The 21890-nt window shown below is 59.4% G+C and carries 18 protein-coding genes; 9 read left to right on the forward strand and 9 right to left on the reverse strand.

Translation table 11 applies throughout. From position 1 onward, the window contains the following. Nucleotides 1–166: 166 nt before the first annotated feature. From AB4N44_RS05095 to AB4N44_RS05110, 4 genes are all read left to right on the forward strand, one after another. Nucleotides 167–961, forward strand: a complete 795-nt coding sequence (locus AB4N44_RS05095) for a helix-turn-helix transcriptional regulator (RefSeq protein ID WP_150776092.1) — start codon at nucleotides 167–169, stop codon at nucleotides 959–961. A 33-nt stretch (nucleotides 962–994) separates the two neighbouring features. Further along, nucleotides 995–2389 (forward strand): efflux transporter outer membrane subunit, encoded by a 1395-nt coding sequence (locus AB4N44_RS05100; RefSeq protein WP_460109904.1) that lies wholly within the window; start codon nucleotides 995–997, stop codon nucleotides 2387–2389. 157 nt (nucleotides 2390–2546) lie between these two features. Beyond that, nucleotides 2547–3152 carry an SCO family protein gene (locus tag AB4N44_RS05105; RefSeq protein WP_008079652.1) on the forward strand — a complete coding sequence of 202 codons (606 nt, stop codon included), beginning with the start codon at nucleotides 2547–2549 and terminating at the stop codon, nucleotides 3150–3152. Further along, the gene (locus AB4N44_RS05110) at nucleotides 3152–3631 is read left to right on the forward strand and encodes a copper chaperone PCu(A)C (protein WP_460109901.1); all 480 of its coding nucleotides are present in this window, start codon (nucleotides 3152–3154) and stop codon (nucleotides 3629–3631) included. The genes AB4N44_RS05105 and AB4N44_RS05110 overlap by 1 nt, the downstream gene beginning before the upstream one ends. 79 nt (nucleotides 3632–3710) lie before the next feature. Here AB4N44_RS05110 and AB4N44_RS05115 read toward each other — a convergent pair whose 3' ends face one another. Then, nucleotides 3711–4208, reverse strand: a complete 498-nt coding sequence (locus AB4N44_RS05115) for a hypothetical protein (protein ID WP_460109898.1) — start codon at nucleotides 4206–4208, stop codon at nucleotides 3711–3713. Nucleotides 4209–4441: 233 nt separating this feature from the next. Here AB4N44_RS05115 and AB4N44_RS05120 point away from each other — a divergent pair, with 233 nt between their 5' ends. From AB4N44_RS05120 to AB4N44_RS05130, 3 genes are all read left to right on the forward strand, one after another. Further along, entirely contained in the window at nucleotides 4442–4816 is a 375-nt protein-coding gene (locus AB4N44_RS05120; RefSeq protein ID WP_127928539.1) for a hypothetical protein, read from the forward strand. Continuing rightward, entirely contained in the window at nucleotides 4813–5010 is a 198-nt protein-coding gene (locus AB4N44_RS05125; RefSeq protein ID WP_093430734.1) for a helix-turn-helix transcriptional regulator, read from the forward strand. Before AB4N44_RS05120 ends, AB4N44_RS05125 begins: the two co-directional genes overlap by 4 nt. Before the next feature lie 103 nt (nucleotides 5011–5113). Continuing rightward, nucleotides 5114–6655: an alkaline phosphatase D family protein gene (locus tag AB4N44_RS05130; protein WP_160040719.1), complete on the forward strand. Its 1542-nt coding sequence runs from the start codon at nucleotides 5114–5116 to the stop codon at nucleotides 6653–6655. A gap of 33 nt (nucleotides 6656–6688) precedes the next feature. On the opposite strand, the gene AB4N44_RS05135 is transcribed toward AB4N44_RS05130, so the two are convergent. Next, nucleotides 6689–7705 carry an ABC transporter substrate-binding protein gene (locus AB4N44_RS05135; RefSeq protein ID WP_038365959.1) on the reverse strand — a complete coding sequence of 339 codons (1017 nt, stop codon included), beginning with the start codon at nucleotides 7703–7705 and terminating at the stop codon, nucleotides 6689–6691. Between the two features lie 407 nt (nucleotides 7706–8112). Between AB4N44_RS05135 and AB4N44_RS05140 the strand changes: the two genes are divergently transcribed. Next, the gene (locus AB4N44_RS05140; RefSeq protein WP_460109895.1) at nucleotides 8113–10323 is read left to right on the forward strand and encodes an LTA synthase family protein; all 2211 of its coding nucleotides are present in this window, start codon (nucleotides 8113–8115) and stop codon (nucleotides 10321–10323) included. Nucleotides 10324–10405: 82 nt separating this feature from the next. Here the strand turns inward: AB4N44_RS05140 and AB4N44_RS05145 are convergent, their stop codons facing one another. Further along, complete coding sequence (locus tag AB4N44_RS05145) at nucleotides 10406–12442, reverse strand: TonB-dependent receptor (protein WP_460109892.1); 2037 nt, start codon at nucleotides 12440–12442, stop codon at nucleotides 10406–10408. Between the two features lie 335 nt (nucleotides 12443–12777). Between AB4N44_RS05145 and katG the strand changes: the two genes are divergently transcribed. After that, nucleotides 12778–15048, forward strand: a complete 2271-nt coding sequence (katG, locus tag AB4N44_RS05150; RefSeq protein WP_150750904.1) for a catalase/peroxidase HPI — start codon at nucleotides 12778–12780, stop codon at nucleotides 15046–15048. Between the two features lie 300 nt (nucleotides 15049–15348). On the opposite strand, the gene pepN is transcribed toward katG, so the two are convergent. Genes pepN through AB4N44_RS05180 form a run of 6 tightly spaced genes read right to left on the reverse strand, consistent with a single transcriptional unit; the run spans nucleotide 15349 to nucleotide 21864 of the window. After that, entirely contained in the window at nucleotides 15349–18006 is a 2658-nt protein-coding gene (pepN, locus tag AB4N44_RS05155; RefSeq protein WP_460109890.1) for an aminopeptidase N, read from the reverse strand. Nucleotides 18007–18016: 10 nt separating this feature from the next. Then, a complete protein-coding gene (locus tag AB4N44_RS05160) occupies nucleotides 18017–18847 on the reverse strand; it encodes a DUF2797 domain-containing protein (protein ID WP_460109889.1) in 831 nt (276 codons plus the stop codon). Beyond that, nucleotides 18844–19104, reverse strand: coding sequence for a YeaC family protein (locus tag AB4N44_RS05165; protein WP_007919229.1), 261 nt, complete (start codon nucleotides 19102–19104; stop codon nucleotides 18844–18846). Before AB4N44_RS05165 ends, AB4N44_RS05160 begins: the two co-directional genes overlap by 4 nt. 32 nt (nucleotides 19105–19136) lie before the next feature. Beyond that, on the reverse strand, nucleotides 19137–20006 hold the full coding sequence (locus tag AB4N44_RS05170) for a rhomboid family intramembrane serine protease (protein ID WP_127928555.1): 870 nt from the start codon (nucleotides 20004–20006) through the stop codon (nucleotides 19137–19139). Then, nucleotides 20003–20974: a metallophosphoesterase gene (locus AB4N44_RS05175; RefSeq protein ID WP_007919225.1), complete on the reverse strand. Its 972-nt coding sequence runs from the start codon at nucleotides 20972–20974 to the stop codon at nucleotides 20003–20005. Before AB4N44_RS05175 ends, AB4N44_RS05170 begins: the two co-directional genes overlap by 4 nt. Beyond that, a complete protein-coding gene (locus tag AB4N44_RS05180) occupies nucleotides 20974–21864 on the reverse strand; it encodes an NAD(+) kinase (RefSeq protein ID WP_003224174.1) in 891 nt (296 codons plus the stop codon). The genes AB4N44_RS05175 and AB4N44_RS05180 overlap by 1 nt, the downstream gene beginning before the upstream one ends. Nucleotides 21865–21890 lie beyond the last annotated feature (26 nt).

Raw genomic sequence — 21890 nt, forward strand, 5'->3', positions numbered from 1 at the left:
AGAAATAGTGGCACTTTGTGTCCCTGTTTTCCCCTACAGACGTAGGACAAATCCATAGGCTTAAATCCCGCTCCAGATCATATTCAAGGAGAAATGACTGCGTGGGCGGCTTTTACAGAGACGGCAGACGATTCAGTGATGGCTCTGAACCAGGGATGACAAGGATATGAATCTGAGCGGCAGTATTCGCAATATGGAAAACCCACACTTCTACTGGCAACTCGGTGAGCTGATTGCCAGTACCGGCGATGATCACTTCGCCACGAACATGTTCCAGTTGGTCGACACGCTGGTGCCGGTCAACCGGGTAGATCTCAGTGAGTGGACGCTGGATGAGCGTCAGGCCAGCGTGGTCGACATCAAACCGTTGGGCAGCGCCGGTCTGACGCAGACCTGCGCACCGGCCGATCCGCTGGAAAGCCCCGACGACCATCCGTTGTTGCAGAAAATGATCGAGATGAACGACTCGCTGCTGATTCAGTTACGCGCCTCGCTGCAGCCTCGGCATCCGCAACACAGCGCCCACCAGTGCAATCTGGTCTCGCGCACGTCCAACCGCCGTTGCGTGATTTCGTTTTACCGACCGCATACGCAACGGGTGTTTTCCCTGCCGGAGCTGTCGTTTCTCAAAAGCCTGTCCGACACCCTGCTGCCACTGATCGAACGCCACGCACAGATCAGCCGGCAGATCCTCGCCCGCCAACCCCGCCAACCGTTGGCCGAACTGGATCAGGCACCGCTGGCGCAAGTGTTCGATGAGCGATTGGCGCTCAGCGACATCGCCCTGTCGGTGCGCGAGAAAGAAGTCTGCCTCGGCCTGTTGACCGGCGGCACCGTGCCGCAAATGGCGGAAAAGCTGCGGGTGAAAAACAGCTCGATCGAGACGTATCTCAAGCGCGCCACCGCCAAGCTCGGGGTCAGTGGCCGCCATGGTCTGGCGAAATGGATGGCCGGGGCCTGAGCACAACGCTCTTTATATGCATGAGGCAGTTCGATGTTGACGTCGCGACTTTCCCTGCTGTCCATGGCAATGCTGATGGGCGGTTGTTCATTGATTCCTGAGTATCAACGGCCCGTTTCACCCAGTGCCGCGCAATATCCGACAGCAACCCAAGCGGCCACGAACAGCGAGGACTGGCGCACGCTGTTCACCGACCCGGCGCTGCAACAGCTGATTGAAAGCGCCTTGGTCAACAACCGCGACCTGCGCGTGGCGGCTCTCAACGTCGAAGCCTTTCAGGCGCAATACCGCATTCAGCGCGCCGACCTGTTCCCGGCGGTGTCGGCCAACGCCAACGAGTTGCGCCAGCGGATGCCGCCGAGCGTGACCCAGGGTAAAGCGCTGATCAACTCGACGTACTCGGTCAACCTTGGCATCAGTGCCTATGAACTGGACTTCTTCGGTCGCGTGCGCAGCCTCAGCGAACAGGCGTTGCAAACGTGGCTGGCCACCGAACAGGCGCGGCGCAGTGCGCAGTTGAGTCTGGTGGCCAACGTCGCCAACGCCTACCTGACCTGGCGCGCTGATCAGGAACTGCTGGAACTGACCCGCGACACCCTCGCCGCCGATGAGCAGAGCCTGCACCTGACCACGCGCAACCGCGAGGCTGGCAAGTCGTCGGCGCTGGAGCAGGCCCAGGCGCAGACCAGCGTCGACAGCTCACGGGCCAATCTGGCGCGCTACCAGCGGCAGGTCGCGCAGGACTTGAACAGCTTGACCTTGCTGGTCGGCGCACCGGTGCCGGACTCACTGCCCGCGCGTCCTCTGGCCAGCGATCTGGTGCAACAACTGCCGGCCGGGTTGCCTTCGGATCTGCTGCAACGGCGCCCGGACATTTTGCAGGCTGAATACAAACTCAAAGCCGCCAACGCCAACATCGGCGCGGCGCGGGCGGCATTTTTCCCCAGTGTCAGCCTGACGGCGAATGCCGGCACCTCCAGTCGTGACCTGTCCGGACTGTTCGGCGCGGGGTCGGGCGCGTGGACCTTTCAGCCGCAGATCAGCCTGCCGATCTTCAATGCCGGCAGCCTGCGCGCGAGCCTGGATTATTCGAAGTTGCAGAAAGACGTCGCGGTGGCCGAATACGAAAAATCGATTCAGACCGCCTTTCAGGAAGTCGCCGATGGTCTCGCCGCACGCAGCACGTATCAGCAGCAATTGCAGGCGCAGCGCGATCTGGTCGCGGCCACCCAGACTTATTACAACCTGGCGCAGAACCGTTATCAGAACGGTGTCGACAGCAGCCTGACGTTCCTCGATGCGCAGCGCTCGCTGTTCAGTTCGCAACAGGGTCTGATCACCGATCGCCTCGCGCAACTGGTCGCCGAGGTCAATCTGTACACCGCGCTGGGCGGCGGCTGGAGCGTTGAGGATTCGCGGGTGCGGTGAGTCCGTCGTCACTTTTTCTTACACCTTTTGTCGCTCGATCCTGCGCCGTGCGGCGATCCGTGGCCGGCCTCTGCCCTCAGTTTGGTATCATGCGCCGCTTTTACGGTTAACCCCCCGCCAGTCCTGCTGACTGACGGGCTGCAAAAGGCGGTATTAGATGACGGCTTTGTTGACTCGCCGCAAGGTGCTTGCGGGAATGGGCGTGCTCGGGCTAGGCCTGCTCGCCGGCTGCGACACCCGTGGCCAATTGTCGTACAAGTACGGCAAGGATCTGAGTAACAAGATCATGGGACGTACCTTCAAACTGAAGAACACCGACGGCGAAACCATGACGCTGTCGAGCTTTCGCGGCATGATGCCGATGGTGTTTTTCGGCTTCACCCAGTGCCCGGCAGTCTGCCCGACCACCCTCGCCCGCGCGGCCAAAATCAAGAAGCTGATGGGCGCTGATGGCGACCGTTTGCAGGTGATTTTCATCAGCCTCGATCCCGAGCGCGACACGCCGGAAATCCTCGACGCCTACATGAAAGCCTTCGACCCGACGTTCGTTGCGCTGTACGGCACGCTTGAGGAAACAGCGGCCACGGCCAAGGAATTCGACGTGTTCTACGAGAAAGTCCCGGCCGGCGACACGTACACCATCTCGCACACCGCCACCAGTTACGTTTACGACTCCAACGGCGGCTTGCGCCTGGGTCTGTCCACCTCGCTTTCGGCAGAACAATGCACGGAAGATTTGCTTACTGTTATGGAGGTTTGCTGATGCAACCTGTGCTGAACCAGATCAAACACGTCGTATTGGGTCTTTCGCTGCTGGGCCTGGCATTCCAGGTCTCGGCGCAGACCAAGGTCGACGACGCCTGGGTCCGTGCCACCGTGCCGACCCAGTCCGCCAGCGGCGCGTTCATGACCCTCACCGCCGACAGCGACAGCAAGTTGCTCAGCGTCGCGACGCCAGCGGCCAAAGACGTGCAGATCCACGAAATGACCATGAAGAACGACGTCATGAGCATGGGCCCGGTGAAGTTCGTCGAGCTGCCGGCCGGCAAAGCCGTCAAGCTTGATCCGAACGGCTACCACGTGATGCTGATGGGCCTGACCGGTCAGCTGAAGGAAGGCGAAAGCGTGCCGCTGACCCTGACCGTGGAAAACGCCAAGGGCGAGAAAGAAACCATCGAAGTCAAAGCGCCGGTTCGTGCGCTGACCAACATGGAAGGTCACGATCACAGCAAAATGCACTGATCTGACTGAGCGGCAATAAAAAAGGGGCGGCCTGATCGATGATCAGGCCGCCCCTTTTTTGTATTTGATCTGCGCAGTATTAACGCTTGCGGGCCAACGCCTTGCGTACGCTTTCCCGTGACATCCCCGAGCCGGAACGGGTCACGGTTTTATCTATGGGCGCCTTGGCCAACTGTTCCTTGCGTTGTGCCACCTGACGCCAGTGGTAAGCGAAATATCCGCCCGCCACCACAATCCCCAGCCAACCGAACACCGAACTGACGAAGAACCACAGCGCCAGTGTGATCCACACGGTTTTCGAGTTGAACAACTTCAGACTGTCATCGGCAGGCAGCGATTCAACCGGTTCAATCGCTGCCTGCGTCACGGGTACTCTGTGCACGCCATCCAGATCAATGCGCCAAGCGAAGTCCGCGCCGGCCACCGGAATGTCTAGCTGATTGCCTTCAGCACGATGCACCCGAATTTCGCCATCGACAAGCGACATGGAGCTGAAACTGATCTGGGCTTCATAGTGAATCTCGCCGTTGACCTGGGTCACGACCGTTCGTTTTTGGTCGATGGGGGTGTCGCGCATGCCGACTCCTTGAGCGTTGCACGTCGGACGACGTGCGAAGGGATAATCCGTTGGGCTCGAATGCTACTGAGTGGCTATTACGCTGTCCAGAAAGTGTGCCCCAAAGCTGCAGACCTACACGAAATCCTCCGGCATGAGTCTGTTCGAGGCTACCAGCCATGATGGAAAGCGTGCTTTACATCGGGCAAATCTTCGGCGACCATGTAAAGGGTCTTTTACATAGGAAGTAAAGAATGAACCGCTACTACCTCGAATTGGGCGCAGCATTAATCATCTACATGCTGGTACTGACAGCCTCATTGATTGCCTCGCAATACCTGATGGACGCCCCCATCGTGCTGCGCTCGGCCGTCGCACTGACGCCGGTCATTCCGGCGGGACTGATGTGCTGGGCCATTGTGCGTAATATGCGGCGCATGGACGAAATGCATTTGCGCATCCAGTTCGAAGCATTGGGGTTTGCCTTCGCCGCCTCGGCATTGTTGACCTTCAGCTACGGTTTTCTGGAAAACGTTGGCGCCCCACATATCCCGTGGACGTGTGTGTGGCCGGTGATGGGGCTGATGTGGATTGTCGGCCTGCACATTGCGCGGCGCCGCTACCAATGAAAAACCGCCTCAAGGAATTGCGCGCCGAGCGCAAATGGTCGCAGGTCGATCTGGCTGAACGCCTGAGCGTGTCGCGTCAGACGATTAACGCTATAGAAAACGAACGCTACGACCCGAGTCTGCCACTGGCCTTTCAGATTGCCCGGGCGTTCGAGTTATCAATCGAAAGCATTTTTGATGATGGCATGAACTGAAACGCTCCCCTCGCGTCCTCGCTACTTGCAAAAACGGACTACGCTCGGTGACACCACGGCATTGCGTGGCATCCGTTTTTCTATTGTCAGCGAGGACGACAACATGAGTCCCTTTGGCCCGGTTTTGAGCTTTCGCGGTATTCAGAATCAGAAATACTGTGTATCTGCCCTGCTGGTGCAAGACCTCAACGCGCCGGCACCCACTACGCAGGTCGCGCAGGCACACAATCCGACGATCAAACGGATTGCCCGGATTCCCTTGATCAAACCGCGCATGGCCGTCTGGAGACTGGACATGCAGATCCAGCAAAGTAAAACGCAGTTGAAGATCGACTATGACTTGGGAGATGTGTCGGGCTCATTTCACGTCCCGCCTCTGGATCAGGCTCCCCGCATCGCTTACACCTCGTGCAACGGTGTGTCGGACGTCAAATACCTGAATTCGCTGGCAGATCGCTATGCCGAACGCTGGAGTCATCTCGCGCAGACCCACAAACAAGCCGAGTACCATCTGTTGGTCATGGGAGGCGATCAGATTTACAGCGATGAACTGTTACAGACTCAAGGCCCCTTGAATGAATGGTACAAACAGTTCTCCTGGAATCGCGATGACACACTGTGGACTGACGAAATGGAGATTCAGGCAGACGAGTTTTTCGCCAGTGTTTATCCGCGATACTGGGCCAGACCTCAGATACTGAACATGCTCAGTAGCGTTCCGACCCTGATGATGTGGGACGATCACGACATCATCGACGGTTGGGGATCCTATCCCCAGGCCCTGCATGAAAGTCCCGTACACCAGGGGCTGTTCCGCATTGCCAGTTATTATTTTCGTCTCTACCAATTACAGGTTGACGAAACCGAGAGCCGCCCGGGAGCGATTACTCGTCAAGGGCATACCTTCGCTTTTGAAGGCCTCGGTGGCCTCGCCATTGTCGTTCCCGACCTCAGGTCTGAACGTGCGCCCGACATCAAAGGCAGAAACGGCCAGCTCAAACAGCCCACGCAAATCATGTCGCAAAAAAGCATCTCGCAGATGTTTACCTGGATCAAAAGCCTGACGGCCAGCAAACCTTCACACCTGCTGTTCATCTCCAGCGTTCCGGTATCGTTCGTCAACCTTGCGCTGCTTGAGGCCCTGATCGGATGGATTCCGGGGGAGATCGGGCCGGAGGATGATTTCCGGGACCATTGGCGCCATCAGCCGCACAAAAACGAGCGTAAGCAACTGATCAATGGATTGCTCGATTTCGCCAAGTTGGCGAAGTGCAAAGTCACCATTGTCTCCGGGGATGTGCATGTAGCGGCCGCCAGCGTCATTCGTTCGGCCAACCCCCGGCATATCGACAATGGTGCAGAAGTCATCCATCAGCTGATTTCAACCGGCATCGTCCATCCTCCTCTGCCTGTGCTGACGATCAGAAGCCTGGAAACGATCACCGGTACCCGGGAAAAGATCGACACCGACCTTACTGCCGAGATGCAAGCCATTGGATACGACGGAAATTGCCTGATTGCCAGTCGTAACTGGCTGTCCGTCGAGCCAGATAAAAGTTCCGACGGGCGCAATCGGTTGTGGGTGAAATGGCACGTCGAGGGGCACGATCACCCTATTACGCGACTGATCGAGCCTGCCGGTTGAGTTCCGGAAATCCCCTGCACCGGGCCGGGTTCTTCAGCTACCGGCCCCACCATGCGCCTCTTCAAAGAAGTAATCCTTCCAGCTGTCGGCCTTGTTCTTCAGCACGCCCAGTTCCTGCAATTTCTCGGCATAAATAAAGGTGCGCTGCGGCACCACGGTGAAATCGATTTCCGGGTCCTTGACGATTTGCTCGACCAGAGCCAGCGGCAACTTCGACTGCTCGACACGAATGTACGCCTGAGCCGCCGCCGGTTTGTCGGCCTTGATGATTTTCTCAGCCTCAGCCAAAGCGTCGTAGAACGCCTTGTAGGTCTTCGGGTTTTCGTCGTGGAATTTTTCCGTGGTGTAGAGCACGTTGAACGTCGCCTGGCCGCCGAGCACGTCGTAGGAACTCAGCACTTTGTGCACGTTGGGATTCTGCAGAGCCTGATACTGGAACGGTGGGCTGGAGAAGTGCGAGTTGATTTCCGAGCCGCCGGCAATCAGCGCGGCCGTTGCATCAGGGTGCGGCAGGCTGACTGAGATGTCGTCGAACTTCTTGTACTGCGCGTCACCGAACTCCTTGGCGGTTTCGATCTGCAAGGTGCGCGACTGGAAGCCGACACCGGCGGCCGGTACGGCAATGCGGTCCTTGTCGGTGAAGTCCTTGAGCGTCTTGATGTTTGGATTGTTGGTCAGCAAATAGTTGGGCATCGAACCCAGCGCGGCAATGGCTTTGACGTTCTGTTTGCCTTTGGTGCGATCCCACACGGTGAGCATTGGCGGCACACCGGCAGACACCACGTCGAGCGATCCGGTGAGCAGCGCTTCGTTCATCGCCGTGGCACCGGAAATGCTGTTCCAGTCGACCTTGATATCGAGGCCCTGCGCCTTGCCATGTTTTTCGATGAGGTTCTGATCGCGCACCACATCGAGGATCAGGTAACCGATGCCGAATTGCTGGGCGATGCTGATCTTGCCTTCAGCCTGAGCGCCGGTGCTGAACAAGGCACTCGCCGCGAGAGAAGCGGCCAACAGAGTCAGTGCGGAACGTTTGAACGGTGTGGCCATGACAACCTCGCAGCATGGGGTGGTTTGCTGAAAGGCCTGACTTTATAGATATAAAAAACATAAATTAAATATCTTTATCGCATATCGATAGCACGGGTTGTTGAGCGAACCGAGGCGGCGGGCTTTTGATTCTGAGGTTTGAAAAGATCGCAGCGTTGCGCAACTCCTCCATTGGATACCGGTGATGGTTTGGTGGCTTAAACAGCCTGAAACAATAAATCCGTCGGTGGCAATATCGCCGATTGCTGTTTGACCCGAGGGCCGGTCAGGGCTGCAGACGCGACATCACCTTTGAAAGCTCGCGCACCAGCGCCTCAGTTGAGCGTTTAAAAGGGCGATCAGACAGCCCACCCTTGGTATCATCGCGCACACTTTTATGACGATTTAATGGCTGGAAGGTCTTTTTTGTGAGCGCTCTTTTTAACCGGTTGCGGCAGCCACATGCCCGCCTCTTTTCGTTGATCTTTCTCGTGCTGATTGTGCCGGTGTGCCTGCGTGCGGCACTCGGCTGGTCGACACCGCTGGGCTATGTGTCGGATCTGGCCATCGGCAGTCTGTTGGTGGTTTTGCTGCATCGCCGGGCGTGGTGGCTGGCTTTGCCGGTGCTGGTGTTCTGGGGCTTGCTGGCCGTGGCGACGGCTGAACTGGTCAGCGCCGTCGGGCGTCTGCCGACGCCTTCGGATATTCATTACCTGATCGACCCGCAGTTCGTCGAGAACTCCACCGGTGGCGGGCTGGCGCACCCTGCGCTGGGTATCACTTTGCTGCTGGCCTTGGTGTTCTGGCTGCTGACCCAATTTGCTGGCCGTGGCATGCCGCGCCCGTCACTGCCCCGCGCAGTCTGGAGCGCGCCGCTGGTATTGTTCGCCGCACACTGGGGCGCGCAGAACCTGTGGCCGAGCGAAGCCGATCCATGGCGCCAGTACAACCTGCCGCACCAGTTGCTGGCCACTGAAGTTGCTGATCTGCAGATTCGGGGCGAGGAATGGCTGGACGGTGATATCGAAGAACCCGCGCCGGCCATGGCCGGGCTCACCGATGTCGACCTCAATGGGCAGAAACTGCTGGCGGCACCGGGGCAAGCGCGCAATGTGCTGATCATCGCGCTGGAAGGCATTCCCGGGGCCTACATTCGCGCCAACCGCGAAGCCATCGGCAGTCATTATCAGGAAGACCTGATGCCCAACCTCAGCCGCTGGGCCGAGCGTGGCATGAACACCCCGGATTACGTGCTGCATACGCACCAGACCATTCGCGGTTTGTACTCCATGCTCTGCGGCGATTACGACAAGCTCAACAACGGCACGCCCAAAGGCGTGGAGATGCTCACCCTCAACGAGCGCAATCAGGCCTGCCTGCCGGCGCAACTGCGTGAGCACGGCTTCAGCACGCACTATCTGCAAGGTGCCGGCCTGCGCTTCATGGCCAAAGACAAGATCATGCCGCACATCGGTTTCGATGCGACTCATGGCCTGGAGTGGTTCAGCAACAGCAACTATCTGGAGTTCCCGTGGGGCAAGGATGACAAGGCCTTCTTCGAGGGCGCGCTCGATTACGTCGGCCAACTGAAAAAGCAGAAAAAGCCGTGGATGCTGACATTGCTGACCGTCGGCACCCATCAGCCCTACTCCGCGCCCGAGGAATATCTGGAGCGCTACGAAACGCCGAAACAGGCCGCTGTCGGTTATCTCGACGATGCGCTGCAACAGTTCCTCAACGGCCTCGAGCGTCAGGGCGTTCTGAAAGACACGCTGGTGGTGATCACCTCGGACGAATCCCACGGCATCGACGGCGTGCGCCTGGCCTCGTCGTGGGGCTTCAATCTGACCCTGGCACCGGAGCATGAACAGCTGCCGCGACTGAACAAAGGCGTCTACGGTCACGTCGATCTGAGCACCTCGATCCTCGACTACTTCGACCTGCCGGTGCCTTCCGCGCTAAGCGGTCGTTCACTGTTTCGCGACTACGACAGCGGCCGCGAAATCATGTCGTTCACCAACGGCAAGCTGCGTTATCACAACGGTCAGGGGATCTTCTCCGAGTGCGACATGCCGCGCCGCTGCCGTTACTACGAAAGCGCCGGTTTCATTGCCGAAAGCGCGACGTACAAAGGCAACTACAGCGGTCACCCGGCCCGGCAGATCGCCGCTCGTGCCAATGCCCTCGACCTGTCACTGCTGCGCACGCCGCTCAATCATCGCTATCAGTTCGGCAGCACCAACGTCATCCCGCTGCAAGCGCAGATCAAGGATGACTGGGCCGACAACCTGATCGGCGCGCAGTACCTGGAAATGCCCAAAGGCTCGCACACCCGCGTGCGTCTGACCGTACGTTCAGTCGATCCGCAACAGGCAGCGTACATTCAGCTCAAGGCCAAGGAGTTTGAACAGGACGTGCAGATCGGTCTGCCGCAGGAGATGGTCGCAACCGCCGAGCAGCCACTGGAAATGAACTTCAGCTTCGACAACCCGCAAGAGCGCAAAGCGTTTTCTTTCCATTTGCTGGGGTATGGATTGGGCGCAGTTGAAGTGACGGACTTCAGTGTGATCACTGAATTGCCGGGGCAAGAGGACATTCTTGACGACGTGCCGGAGGATGACACCGCTCAATCCACCTGATCACGCCCGTGTCGGAGCTGCCGCAGACTGCGATCTATTGCTTTTAAAATAGAGATCAAAAGATCGCAGCCTTCAGTGATTATCAGAACGTCGTGCGCAAGCCGACCTGAATGCTGCGCCCTTCTGCCGGCGCAATGTCGCGCAGGATCGAACTGGCATAACGCACGGTTTGATTGGTCAGGTTCTCGGCATTGACGAAGGCCAGCCATTGGCTCTGACCGACATCGAAGTGATACCCGACATTGGCGCCCAGTGTGGTGTAGCCGTCAGTGCTGCTTTCATTGTCCGGCACGCGATGTTGTGAACTGGCGTGTTCGACATCGATGCGCGCCTGCCACTTGTCCAGTTCCCACAGCAGCCCGGTGTTGAGCCGCAGCGGCGCGATGCGCGGCAAATCTTCGCCAGTGTCGAGGTTCTTCGCGCGGGTGTAATCGCCGGACAACTCCAAGGCAAACTTGCCGTAGGCGCTTTCGCCGAGTTTCCAGTGATCCTGGGCTTCAATGCCGCTGAAGCGCGCCCGCACGCCGGAGTAGGTGTATTCAGGGATGCCGTCGGCATCCTCTTCGCCCTCGTCATTCAGCGTTCGGCCCGTGCCGAGCAAGCCGATGTAGTTGGAGAAGTGGCTGTAAAACACACCGACACTGCCCTTGTGCGTACCATTGTCGAAGCGCAGCGCAAGGTCACTGGACACGGCTTTTTCTTTCGACAGCCCGGCATCGCCGACTTCATAAGTGCCGGTCGCGACGTGAGCTCCGTTGGCGTACAGCTCATAAAATGTCGGCGCACGTTCGGTGTAACCCAGCGTCGCGGCCACCGACCAGATCGGCGTCAGCGTGTACACCGCGCCAGAGGAAAGACTGCCGGCGGTGAAACTGCTGGATCGATCGGCGCTGGCGAAGCGCTCGTTACCCTTGGCGTTCGGATCGACCGTGGTGTGCTCAAGGCGTCCGCCGAGGGTGAACAGCAGTCGGTCGGTGGCTTGCCACTCTTCCAGAATGAACAGCGCAGCGGCATCGGTATCGGTCTGCGGCACGAATGCTTCTTCGCCGAGTGCCGAGAACTCGTTGCGGCTGACCTGCGCACCGATTACACCGTTGAACGGCCCCAACGGCTGGTGCCGAGCCTCGCCCCGCGCCTCATAACCTTTGTTCTTGAACGTCGTGCCGACCTCGCCACCTTCGATTTCGCGGTGTTCGTAATCGGTGTAGCCCGCATCCAGCTTGATCGAACTGAATGGCCCATCGAGATTGCGTATCTCCGAGGCGAAGGCGTAGTGCTCCTGTTGCATGCGGATGCGCACGTCTTGCTCAGCGGGCGAACCGTAGTTGGAATCGTAGTTGCTGTAGGACAGGCCGGCGTATCCGTCATCCCAAGTGTAAGACCCGCCGACAGCGCCGCCGTCCTGGCGACCATCACTGTTGCCCAAACGATGCTTTTTCGAATCACCGTCGTCGTTCGCGCGCTCGCGGCTGGTTTTCGCGTAGCCGGGGATTTTCAGGTCATTGAACTCGCGGGCACTGGCGTCCAGATGCAAGGCGAATTGACCGTTGCCAGCCTCGAGTTTGCCGGCACTGCTGCGCGTGGTGTCGGCACCGCCGTAGCGCAACTCACCGGCGCCGTGGATGCCATCAATGGCCTCGGTCGGAATGCGGTTATCGAAGGTGTTGACCACTCCGCCAATGGCACTGCCGCCGTACAGCAGTGCTGCCGGGCCACGGACGATTTCAACGCGCTCGACGTTGACCGGGTCCAGCGGCACCGCGTGATCGTAAGACAGCGACGAGGCATCCAGCGCGCCGACGCCATTGCGCAAGATACGGATGCGATCACCGTCCTGACCGCGAATGATCGGCCGGCTCGCGCCCGGGCCGAAGTACGACGAGGACACCCCGGGCTGTTTGTTCAGGGTTTCGCCGAGGCTGCCCTTCTGTTGGAAGGTGAGGTCGTCGCCGCTGAGCACCGTCGAGGGCGAAGCGAGTGTCTGGCTGCCGAGCGGATTGCCGGTGATGACTTGCGGTTGCAGTTCGAGGGTTTCAGCGGCGAACACCGGGGATGCAAAAAGCAGCGCGGCGGCCAACGGATTGAGGCGTCGTTGCAAGGGTTTAGAACGGGCAGGCATTGCGGAATTTCCATGCGCTGAAAAGTGAGGATCGCTGCCAGCGTTTTGCTTTAACGCTGGTAGAAATAGAATGAAACGAATTTTATGTTATACAGTAACATTTCTTCCTGTCACCCCGATTTTCACTTTTTGTTTTTTTGCAGAGGCTCAACAACGCCTGTTTCAAGCAGGCAGCCGCTATCGGCTGATCCGTGAAGTGCTCCGAAAAACGCTGAAAGACTTTGCCTATCAGCCTCCAATAGTCGGCCTATTAGCTGACTCTCCAAGTCGGGTCTAGCCTTACTAGTCCGAAGTCGGCACGAGCCGGCCGTAGCAGACCTGATAAGGACCCGAACATGGCAAACGAATCGAAATGCCCGTTCAACCACGCCGCCGGTGGTGGTACGACGAACCGTGACTGGTGGCCGAATCAACTCAACCTGAAAATCCTGAGTCAGCACTCGCCCAAGTCCGATCCGTTGGGCAAGGACTTCGACTACGCCAAAGCCTTCAAGAGCCTCGACTTTCAAGCCCTGAAACAAGACCTCAATGCGCTGATGACCGACTCCCAGGACTGGTGGCCAGCCGACTTCGGCCACTACGGCCCCCTCTTCATCCGTATGGCCTGGCACAGCGCCGGCACCTATCGCACCGCCGATGGCCGTGGTGGCGCCGGCTCCGGTCAGCAACGTTTTGCGCCGCTGAACAGCTGGCCGGACAACGTCAGTCTCGACAAGGCCCGCCGCCTGCTGTGGCCGATCAAACAGAAATATGGCCGCAACATTTCCTGGGCCGACCTGATCGTTCTGACCGGTAACGTCGCGCTGGAATCCATGGGCTTCAAGACCTTCGGTTTCTCCGGTGGCCGCCCCGATGTGTGGGAGCCGGACGAAGACGTCTACTGGGGTTCGGAACACGAATGGCTGGGCGGCGACAGCCGTTACGGCAAAGACAAGTCCGCCATGCAGGAGCCCGGTGACGGCACGCTGGTCGCCGAGCCCGACTTGCACGGCAAAGAAGAAAGCCGCACCGATCAGGGCGAACGCAATCTGGAAAACCCGCTCGCAGCGGTGCAAATGGGCCTGATCTACGTCAACCCTGAAGGCCCGGAAGGTAATCCTGACCCGGTCGCTTCAGCCCACGATATCCGCGAAACCTTTGGCCGCATGGCCATGAACGATGAAGAAACCGTCGCGTTGATCGCTGGCGGCCACGCCTTCGGGAAAACCCACGGCGCCGGCCCTGCCGATAACGTCGGGCCTGAGCCGGAAGCGGCCGGCCTCGAAGAACAGGGCCTCGGCTGGCGCAACGCGTTCGGCACCGGCAAGGGTGGCGACACCATCACCAGCGGTCTGGAGGTGACCTGGACGACCACACCGACGAAGTGGAGCAACAACTACCTGGAAAACCTGTTCGGTTTCGAGTGGGAGCTGAGCAAAAGTCCTGCGGGTGCGCATCAGTGGATTCCGAAGAACGGCGCTGGTGCCGGAACCGTTCCGCATGCCCATGATCCGAGCAAAAAGCTTTCGCCGACCATGCTCACCTCCGACCTGGCGCTGCGTTTCGACCCGGCTTACGAGCAGATCTCGCGGCGCTTCCTCGCCAACCCGGATCAACTGGCCGACGCCTTCGCCCGCGCCTGGTACAAACTGATCCACCGCGACATGGGCCCGTTGTCGCGCTACCTCGGCCCGGAACTGCCGAACGAAGAGCTGCTGTGGCAGGACCCGATTCCTGATGTCACACACCCGTTGATCGAGGACAGCGACGCGGCTGCGCTGAAAAGCAAAGTGCTTGCCTCGGGTTTGTCGGTGTCGCAACTGGTCTCCACCGCCTGGGCGGCACTCTCGACGTTCCGCGGTTCAGACAAACGCGGCGGCGCCAACGGCGGTCGCCTGCGTCTGGCGCCGCAGAAGTTCTGGCAGGCCAACCAGCCCGAGCAACTGGCCAAAGTGCTGCAAACCCTCGAGGGCATTCAGGGCGAGTTCAATGGCGGCGGCGCTGGCAAAAAAGTCTCGTTGGCAGACCTGATCGTGTTGGCGGGCAATGCCGGGATTGAGCAAGCAGCGAAAAACGCCGGGCACTCCGTCTCCGTGCCGTTCAATCCGGGGCGTACGGACGCCTCGCAAGAGCAAACGGATGTTGACTCGTTTGGCTTCCTTGAACCGATTGCCGATGGTTTCCGCAACTACAGCAAAGGCAAATACACCGTGTCGGCCGAGGCGCTGCTGATCGACAAGGCACAACTGCTGACTCTCACGGCGCCGGAAATGACTGTGCTGCTGGGTGGTTTGCGGGTGTTGAACACCAACGTCGGGCAGAGCCGGCATGGCGTGTTCACTTCGCAGACCGAGGCGCTGACCAATGACTTCTTCACCAACCTGCTGGACATGGGGGTGGAGTGGAAACCAACTTCGAGGGATGCGGATGAGTTCGAAGGACGCGACCGTAAAACCGGCAGCGTGAAGTGGACGGCGACGCGGGTTGATCTGGTGTTTGGTTCCAATGCGCAACTGCGGGCGTTGGCTGAGGTGTATGCCAGTTCGGATGCGATGGAGCAGTTCGTTAAGGACTTTGTTGCGGCGTGGACGAAGGTCACCAACCTCGACCGTTTCGACCTGAAGTAACTTTTAGTCAAAAAAAACGCCGCATTGATTAATGCGGCGTTTTTTTGTGCGTACGGCTTGGGGAGTTGTGTTGATGCATAAATCTTACCCCCTCACCCCAGCCCTCCCGAAACGTCGGACCGCCCCCAAGGTGGCGAGGGGGAAAGGGAGCCGATCTTCGTGCTTTTCAAGTCCTGAGTTCGACTCCGGACTTTCAGGTCGGCGTATAGCGCAAAGACACCTCAGTCAGTCCCCTCTCCCACTGGGAGAGGGTTAGGGTGAGGGCCGGTCCACAGCTGGAATACCGACTCCAATCCACCATCAAGCCAGACTCTTGCTCACCACCTCATACACATCACTCGACAACTGCCCCGACGCCCGAATCCGCTCCAGCTCGCCTTTCATCAACGCCTGACGCGCATCGTCATATTTGCGCCAGCGAGTCAGCGGTGCCAATTGGCGAGAAGCGATCTGCGGGTTGAAGCCGTTCAGCTCGATCACCAGATCCGCGAGGAAGCGATAGCCGGAGCCATCCGCCGCGTGGAAGTTGATCAGGTTCTGCCCGGCAAACGCGCCGACCAGCGCACGCACCTTGTTCGGGTTCTTGATGTTGAACGCCGGGTGCTGCATCAACGCTTTCACGCGCTCCAGACCGCCCGGCAAGGTGCTGCCGGCCTGCACGCTGAACCACTGATCCATGACCAGAGGATTGTCCTTGAAGTGCTCGGCGAAACTGGCCAGCGCCAACGCTTTCTGCTCTTCGAACGGCGAGTTCACCAACACCGCCAGCGCCGTCAGACGCTCGGTCATGTTGTCGGCGCTTTCGAATTGCTCCAGCGCCGCCGCCAGTACTTCCGGCTTGCCGCTGAGCATCAGGTACGACAGCGCAATGTTCTGTAGCGCGCGACGGGCAAAGTGCTCGGCTTCGGCCACGTACGGGGTTTTCTTCGACAGGTCACGATTGGCCTGATAACGCAGCCACAGTGCCTCGAACAACCCTTCGGCCAATTGCTTGCGCGCGAACTCACGGGCGATATGGATCGCATCGACGTCAGCCACTTCGCTGATTTCAGTGAGGTACGCCTCACCCGGCAGCGAGAGCATTTCCGCGACCATGGCCTGATCCAGCGATTCGTCCGACAGCACCGTACGCAGTGCCGAGACCAGACGCGGATCAAGCTTCAGGCTCTCGCCCTTCTGCTGCTGGCCAATCAGTTCTTGCAGCACCTGCACTGACAGTTGCTGACCGGCATCCCAGCGGTTGAAACCGTCGCTGTCGTGCTGCATCAGGAACATCAGTTGATCGCGGTTGTACGGGAAGCTCAGTTTCACCGGCGCCGAGAAACCACGCAGCAGCGAAGGCAGCGGCTGTTCAGCGATGTCGACGAAGGTGAAGGTCTGCTCGGCCTCGGTCACCGAGATCACGCGGGTGGTGCCTTGCGCCGACGCTTCACCGCTCAGACGCAGGGCAATCTCGTTGCCTTGGCTGTCCAGCAGGCCCAACTCGACCGGGATCACGAACGGCAGTTTTTCGACTTTGTCCGGGGTTTCCGGGCAGCTCTGGCGGAAGGTCAGGCTGTAGGTTTTCGCAGCGGCGTCGTACGACTCGCTCACCGCCAGACGCGGTGTGCCGGCCTGGCTGTACCAGCGCTTGAACTGGCTCAGGTCGACGCCGTTGGCATCTTCCATGGCCTTGATGAAGTCGTCGCACGTCACTGCTTGGCCGTCATGGCGCTCGAAGTACAGATCGCTGCCCTTACGGAAGCCGTCGGCACCCAGCAAGGTATGGATCATGCCGACCACTTCTGAACCCTTTTCATAAACGGTCAGGGTGTAGAAGTTGGAAATCTCGATGAAGCTGTCCGGGCGCACAGCATGAGCCATCGGGCCGGCGTCTTCGGCGAACTGGTGGGTGCGCAGGTAAGCCACGTCCTGAATGCGCTTGACCGTGGCCGAGTTCATGTCGGCCGAGAAGCCGGAATCACGGAACACGGTGAAGCCTTCTTTCAGCGACAGCTGGAACCAGTCACGGCAGGTCACGCGGTTGCCCGACCAGTTGTGGAAATATTCGTGGGCGACGATTGCTTCAACGCGCTGGTGTGCAGCGTCGGTGGCGGTTTCGGCGCGAGCGAGCACGGCGCTGGAGTTGAAGATGTTGAGACCCTTGTTCTCCATCGCGCCCATGTTGAAGTCGTTGACCGCGACGATCATGAAGATGTCCAGATCGTACTCGCGACCGTAAACCTCTTCGTCCCAGCGCATCGATTTCTTCAGGCTGGTCATCGCATGCTGGCACTTGTCGATGTTTTCCGGTTCGACGTAGATGCGCAATGCGACGTCGCGGTCGGTCATGGTGGTGAAGCTGTCTTCAACGCACCACAAATCACCGGCCACCAGCGCGAACAGGTACGCCGGTTTCATGAACGGGTCTTCCCAGGTCGCCCAGTGCCGGCCGTCTTCGCCCGGGCCCGAGGCGATCGGGTTGCCGTTGGAGAGCAGCACCGGATAGCTGTGCTGTTCGGCGACCACGGTGGTGGTGAACTTGCTCATCACGTCCGGGCGGTCGAGGTAATAGGTGATCTTGCGGAAACCTTCGGCCTCGCACTGGGTGCAGAACATCGTGCCGGACTTGTACAGGCCTTCCAGCGCGGTGTTGGTTTCCGGGTGGATCTTGACGCTGGTGTCGACCGTGAACGTCTCCGTGGTCGGCTGCAGGGTCAGATGATTCTCGGACAATTGATAGTCAGCAGCGCCAAGCTCTTTATCGGCCAGGGTCACCGAGAGCAACTCCAGCTGCTGACCATCGAGCACCAGCGGCGGCAGGCCCGGGCCACGTGCCGGGTTGCGGCGCATGACCAACTGCGCGTGCACCAGGCTGTGATCCTCGAACAACTCGAAGGTCAGGTGAGTTTCATCGATCAGGTACTCGGGCGCCTGATAGTCCTTCAGGTAAATCATCTTCGGTTGTTCGGTGCGCATGCTGGAGTCCTTATTGATGCACGGCGAGCTGATAAGCCGTGTACTTGCGAATATTGATCACGCCGGTATCGAAGATCAGGTACTGGCCCTTGATCCCCAACAACGTGCCTTCGGCAATCGGGTTCTTGTCCAGGTTGAAGCTGACGATTTTGGCCGGGTATTGCTCGACCGGATAGCGGATTTCCAGCGGTTCGACATCGGCAATGGTCTGAATCGCCTGCAGGCCGAATCGCTCCTGCAAACCTTGCAGGCCTTCGGCGCAGCTTTCGAATAACTGGTCACGTACCTGCGCCAGATCGACCGCCGCCGCATCGCCCTTGAGCAACGCGCGCCAGTTGGTCTTGTCAGCCACCTGACTGCGGAACAGGTCTTCAACGAAGCCCGATTGCTGCCGTGTCGAGACGCGCATGATCGGCAATGCCTGACACGCACCCTGATCGATCCAGCGAGTCGGCAGTTGCGTAGCACGAGTAATGCCAACCTTGATGCCCGACGAATTGGACAGGTAAACCACGTGATCGGTCATGCAGAACTGCTCGCCCCACGCTGGATCGCGGCAGGTGCCGGCGTCATAGTGGCAGCGCTCCGGGCTCATGATGCACAGGTCGCACTGCGCCAGTTTGGTCATGCACGGGTAGCAGTAACCCTGGCTGAAACTGGTTTTGGTCTTGCGCCCGCAATGGGTGCAGTGGATCTCCCCCAGGTATTCCAGACGCACCGTGCTGCCGATCAACGGGTTGACCGGCACCTCGACGTCATCCAGACGAAACGCGTATTGCACATTCGGCCCGTCCAGGCGCGCCGACATTTTGCTGATTGCACCGCGGCCAATCTCGATCAATGGATGGCATCCGATTTGAATAGGATGTTCGGCACTTCGATCGACTTCGACGCACATTCCTGCGGACCCATGTAACCGGTGCGCTGGTCTTCCGGCAGGTTCTGGATTTCCCAGGCGATCATCGCCTGCAACGACAGCTCGCGCTGCTCGGCGGTGAGTTTGCCGCCGTCGGACCACTTGCCGATTTCCACGGCCAGTTTCAGGCTCTCGTAGATGTCCGGGGTAATGTTGTTGATCATGTCGTTAAAAGAGGACATCAGGGTCTCCGTGCTCTTTATCTACTGAAATTTTAGGCGGCCAGTTTACGGCGGTTATACAAACCGCCCAACAAACCGGTGAAGCATCCGATGAGTAACCCGCCGACATGCGCGGCGTTGGCGATTTCGCCGAAGCCGATCACCGAGATCAGCCCGGACATGCACACCAACAACCAGATCAGCATCATTGCCAGTACACCACGCGGCAGACGATAGGCCGGGTTCGGCGCCAGCAGCTGGAAGATCCAGCAATGCCCGAGCAAGCCGTAAAGTACGCCGGACAGACCACCGAACAAGGTCGCGCCGCTCCAGACAAACTGCGCGTAGTTGGAAACGAGGCTGAACAGCAGCGTCAGGCCGATCAGGTTGATGCTGCCCTGACGCGACTCGATGCGCCGGCCCAGCTCCCAGTACCACATGCCGTTCATGGCCAGATGCAGGATGCCGAAGTGGATCAGCATCGGCGTGACCAGACGCCACCACTGCCCTGCCGCCAGGCTGTCGGCCAATGGTGTGAAATGGATGTACTCGCCGACTACCTGAAAATCGAGGAAAGTCAGCCAGCGCAGGGTTTGCAGGTTCTCACCGAGGTACGTCAATCCGCCAACGATCAGGCACAACAACAGGATGAACCCGGTGGCCTTGGCGTATTTCAGTTGCTCGGTGAAGCTCGGCCGCTTGAAGGTCGGCGCGACGGGAATGTCCATTTGCTGATCGGGATCACCCGCCGGGAAGCGTTCGTACAAGGAGCGCACGTCTTCGCTGATTTCCGCCGGTGCCCACAGCACTTGTTCGCCGGCCTCTTCGCTGACCCGATGCGGGACCTGCATGCGTTGCAGCAGCTTGACGAAACCACTCAAGTCCACCGCCAACGGCAGACGCAATACCGCTACCGCACTCATTGCAGCACCTCCGGCCGCTCGACATCGACCCAGACAAATTTATGCGGATCCAGACGTGTTTCCTGATCCAGACGATAGGCGACCAGTTTGCCGTAGAGCACCGCGCTGTAATCCAGACACGCGAGATTCGGGCGGATCGGCGCCGGTTTGCCGCTACGCCAGTAGTGGCCGACGAACAGCAACGGCTCGTCGACGCCGTAGCGCAGCAGGTTGTTTTTTTCGCTGGAGGTCAGCGGCTTCTGCGCCACCGGGTCTGGCAGTGCATCCGGCTGGAAAACGATATCGCCGTAGGTCTTCGGATCGTCTTCCCAGAACTTGGTGCGGAAGAACGAACGCACCAGACCGTCGCCGCTGGTCATGGTCAGACCATCCGGCAGGCGCATATCGGTGCCGCGCAACAAGCGGTCGAATACGGTACAGGCGAAACTGTCCGGAACCGCCGAGGCCTGCAGGAAGTGTTCGTCGATGCAACCGTTGGGGAACAGCGCGCGCAGCGGTTCGATCAGGCCAGCATCCCAGCACGCGTGGACGACGCGGAAACGCCCAGCGTCGACAAACAACGGCAGCTCATAGAACCAGCGCTGGAAATCGTGCCAGTCGCCGGGGTGGTCTTCGAACTGGGTCAGGGTTTCATGCAGCAGGCGCGCATGGCGCGGCGTGTGTTCGCGGACGAACTGCTTGCCGCTGCCCGGTAGCGCCGGGGTGCTCCAGCCCAGTGCGTTGAATTCGTGGTTGCCCATGATGCACAAGGCCTGACCGGCCTCGACCATGTCGTGAACGATGTGCAGAGCCTCGCGAATGCGCGGGCCACGGTCGATGATGTCGCCGACGAACACGGCCATGCGCGAAGGATGCCGCCAGACCCCGCCCTGCTTGTGATAACCGAGACGGTCCAGCAAGTGTTCGAGGGTCAGGGCGCATCCGTGCACGTCACCAATCAGGTCATAACTGCGCGCGGGATCGAGCATCAGTCGCCTCCACCGCCCAGCTTGCTGCCCCAGCCGAGCTTGGTGCGGCAGACTTCGTAGTAGTTGTGATCGAGTGGGTGAATCAGGCGCAGCTTCTGCGCTTTTTTGCTGACGGTGATGGTGTCGCCCGGCGCGCAGGTGAAATGGTTCTGCCCATCGCAGGAGACTTGCGGGTAAATCTGCATGTTTTTCGACACGACGATTTTCAGCTCACTGTTGCCATCGACCACAATTGGTCTACTGGACAACATATGGGGGTACATCGGCACGATCACAATGGCATCGAGCTTGGGGTGCATGATCGGCCCGCCGGCAGACAGCGCGTACGCGGTGGAACCGGTCGGCGTGGCGACGATCAGGCCGTCGGCCTTCTGGCTGCAGACGAACTGGCCGTCGATGTACAGCTCGAACTCGATCATCCGCGTCGACTTGCCCGGGTGCAGCACCACGTCGTTGAGCGCATCGCCCTGGCCGATGGCCTCGGCATGCCGGCGCACTTCGGCTTGCAGCAGGAAGCGGTTTTCCACCAGATAGTGGCCGTCGAGCACCTTGGCGACTTCGACTTCCAGCTCGTCCGGGCGAATATCGGTGAGGAAACCGAGGCTGCCACGGTTGATACCGAGCACCGGAATATTGTGTTTGGCCAGCGCTCGCGCGGCGCCGAGCAGGCTGCCGTCACCGCCGACGACGATGACCATGTCGCAGACTTCGCCGAGCATCTTGCGCGACGAGGTTTGCAGGCCGTGGCCCGGTAGCACTTCAGCGATGGTGTCTTCGAGGATCACATGCAGGTGACGATCGAGCAGAAACCGTTTCAGTCGGCGGACGGTATCCAGCACCTGGGAACTGCCCAGGCGACCGATGATGCCGATATTACGAAATTGCTCCATGGGACCTCTGCGGACAATCGAAAACG

It is taken from the genome of Pseudomonas sp. S3_C06 (assembly GCF_054667675.1).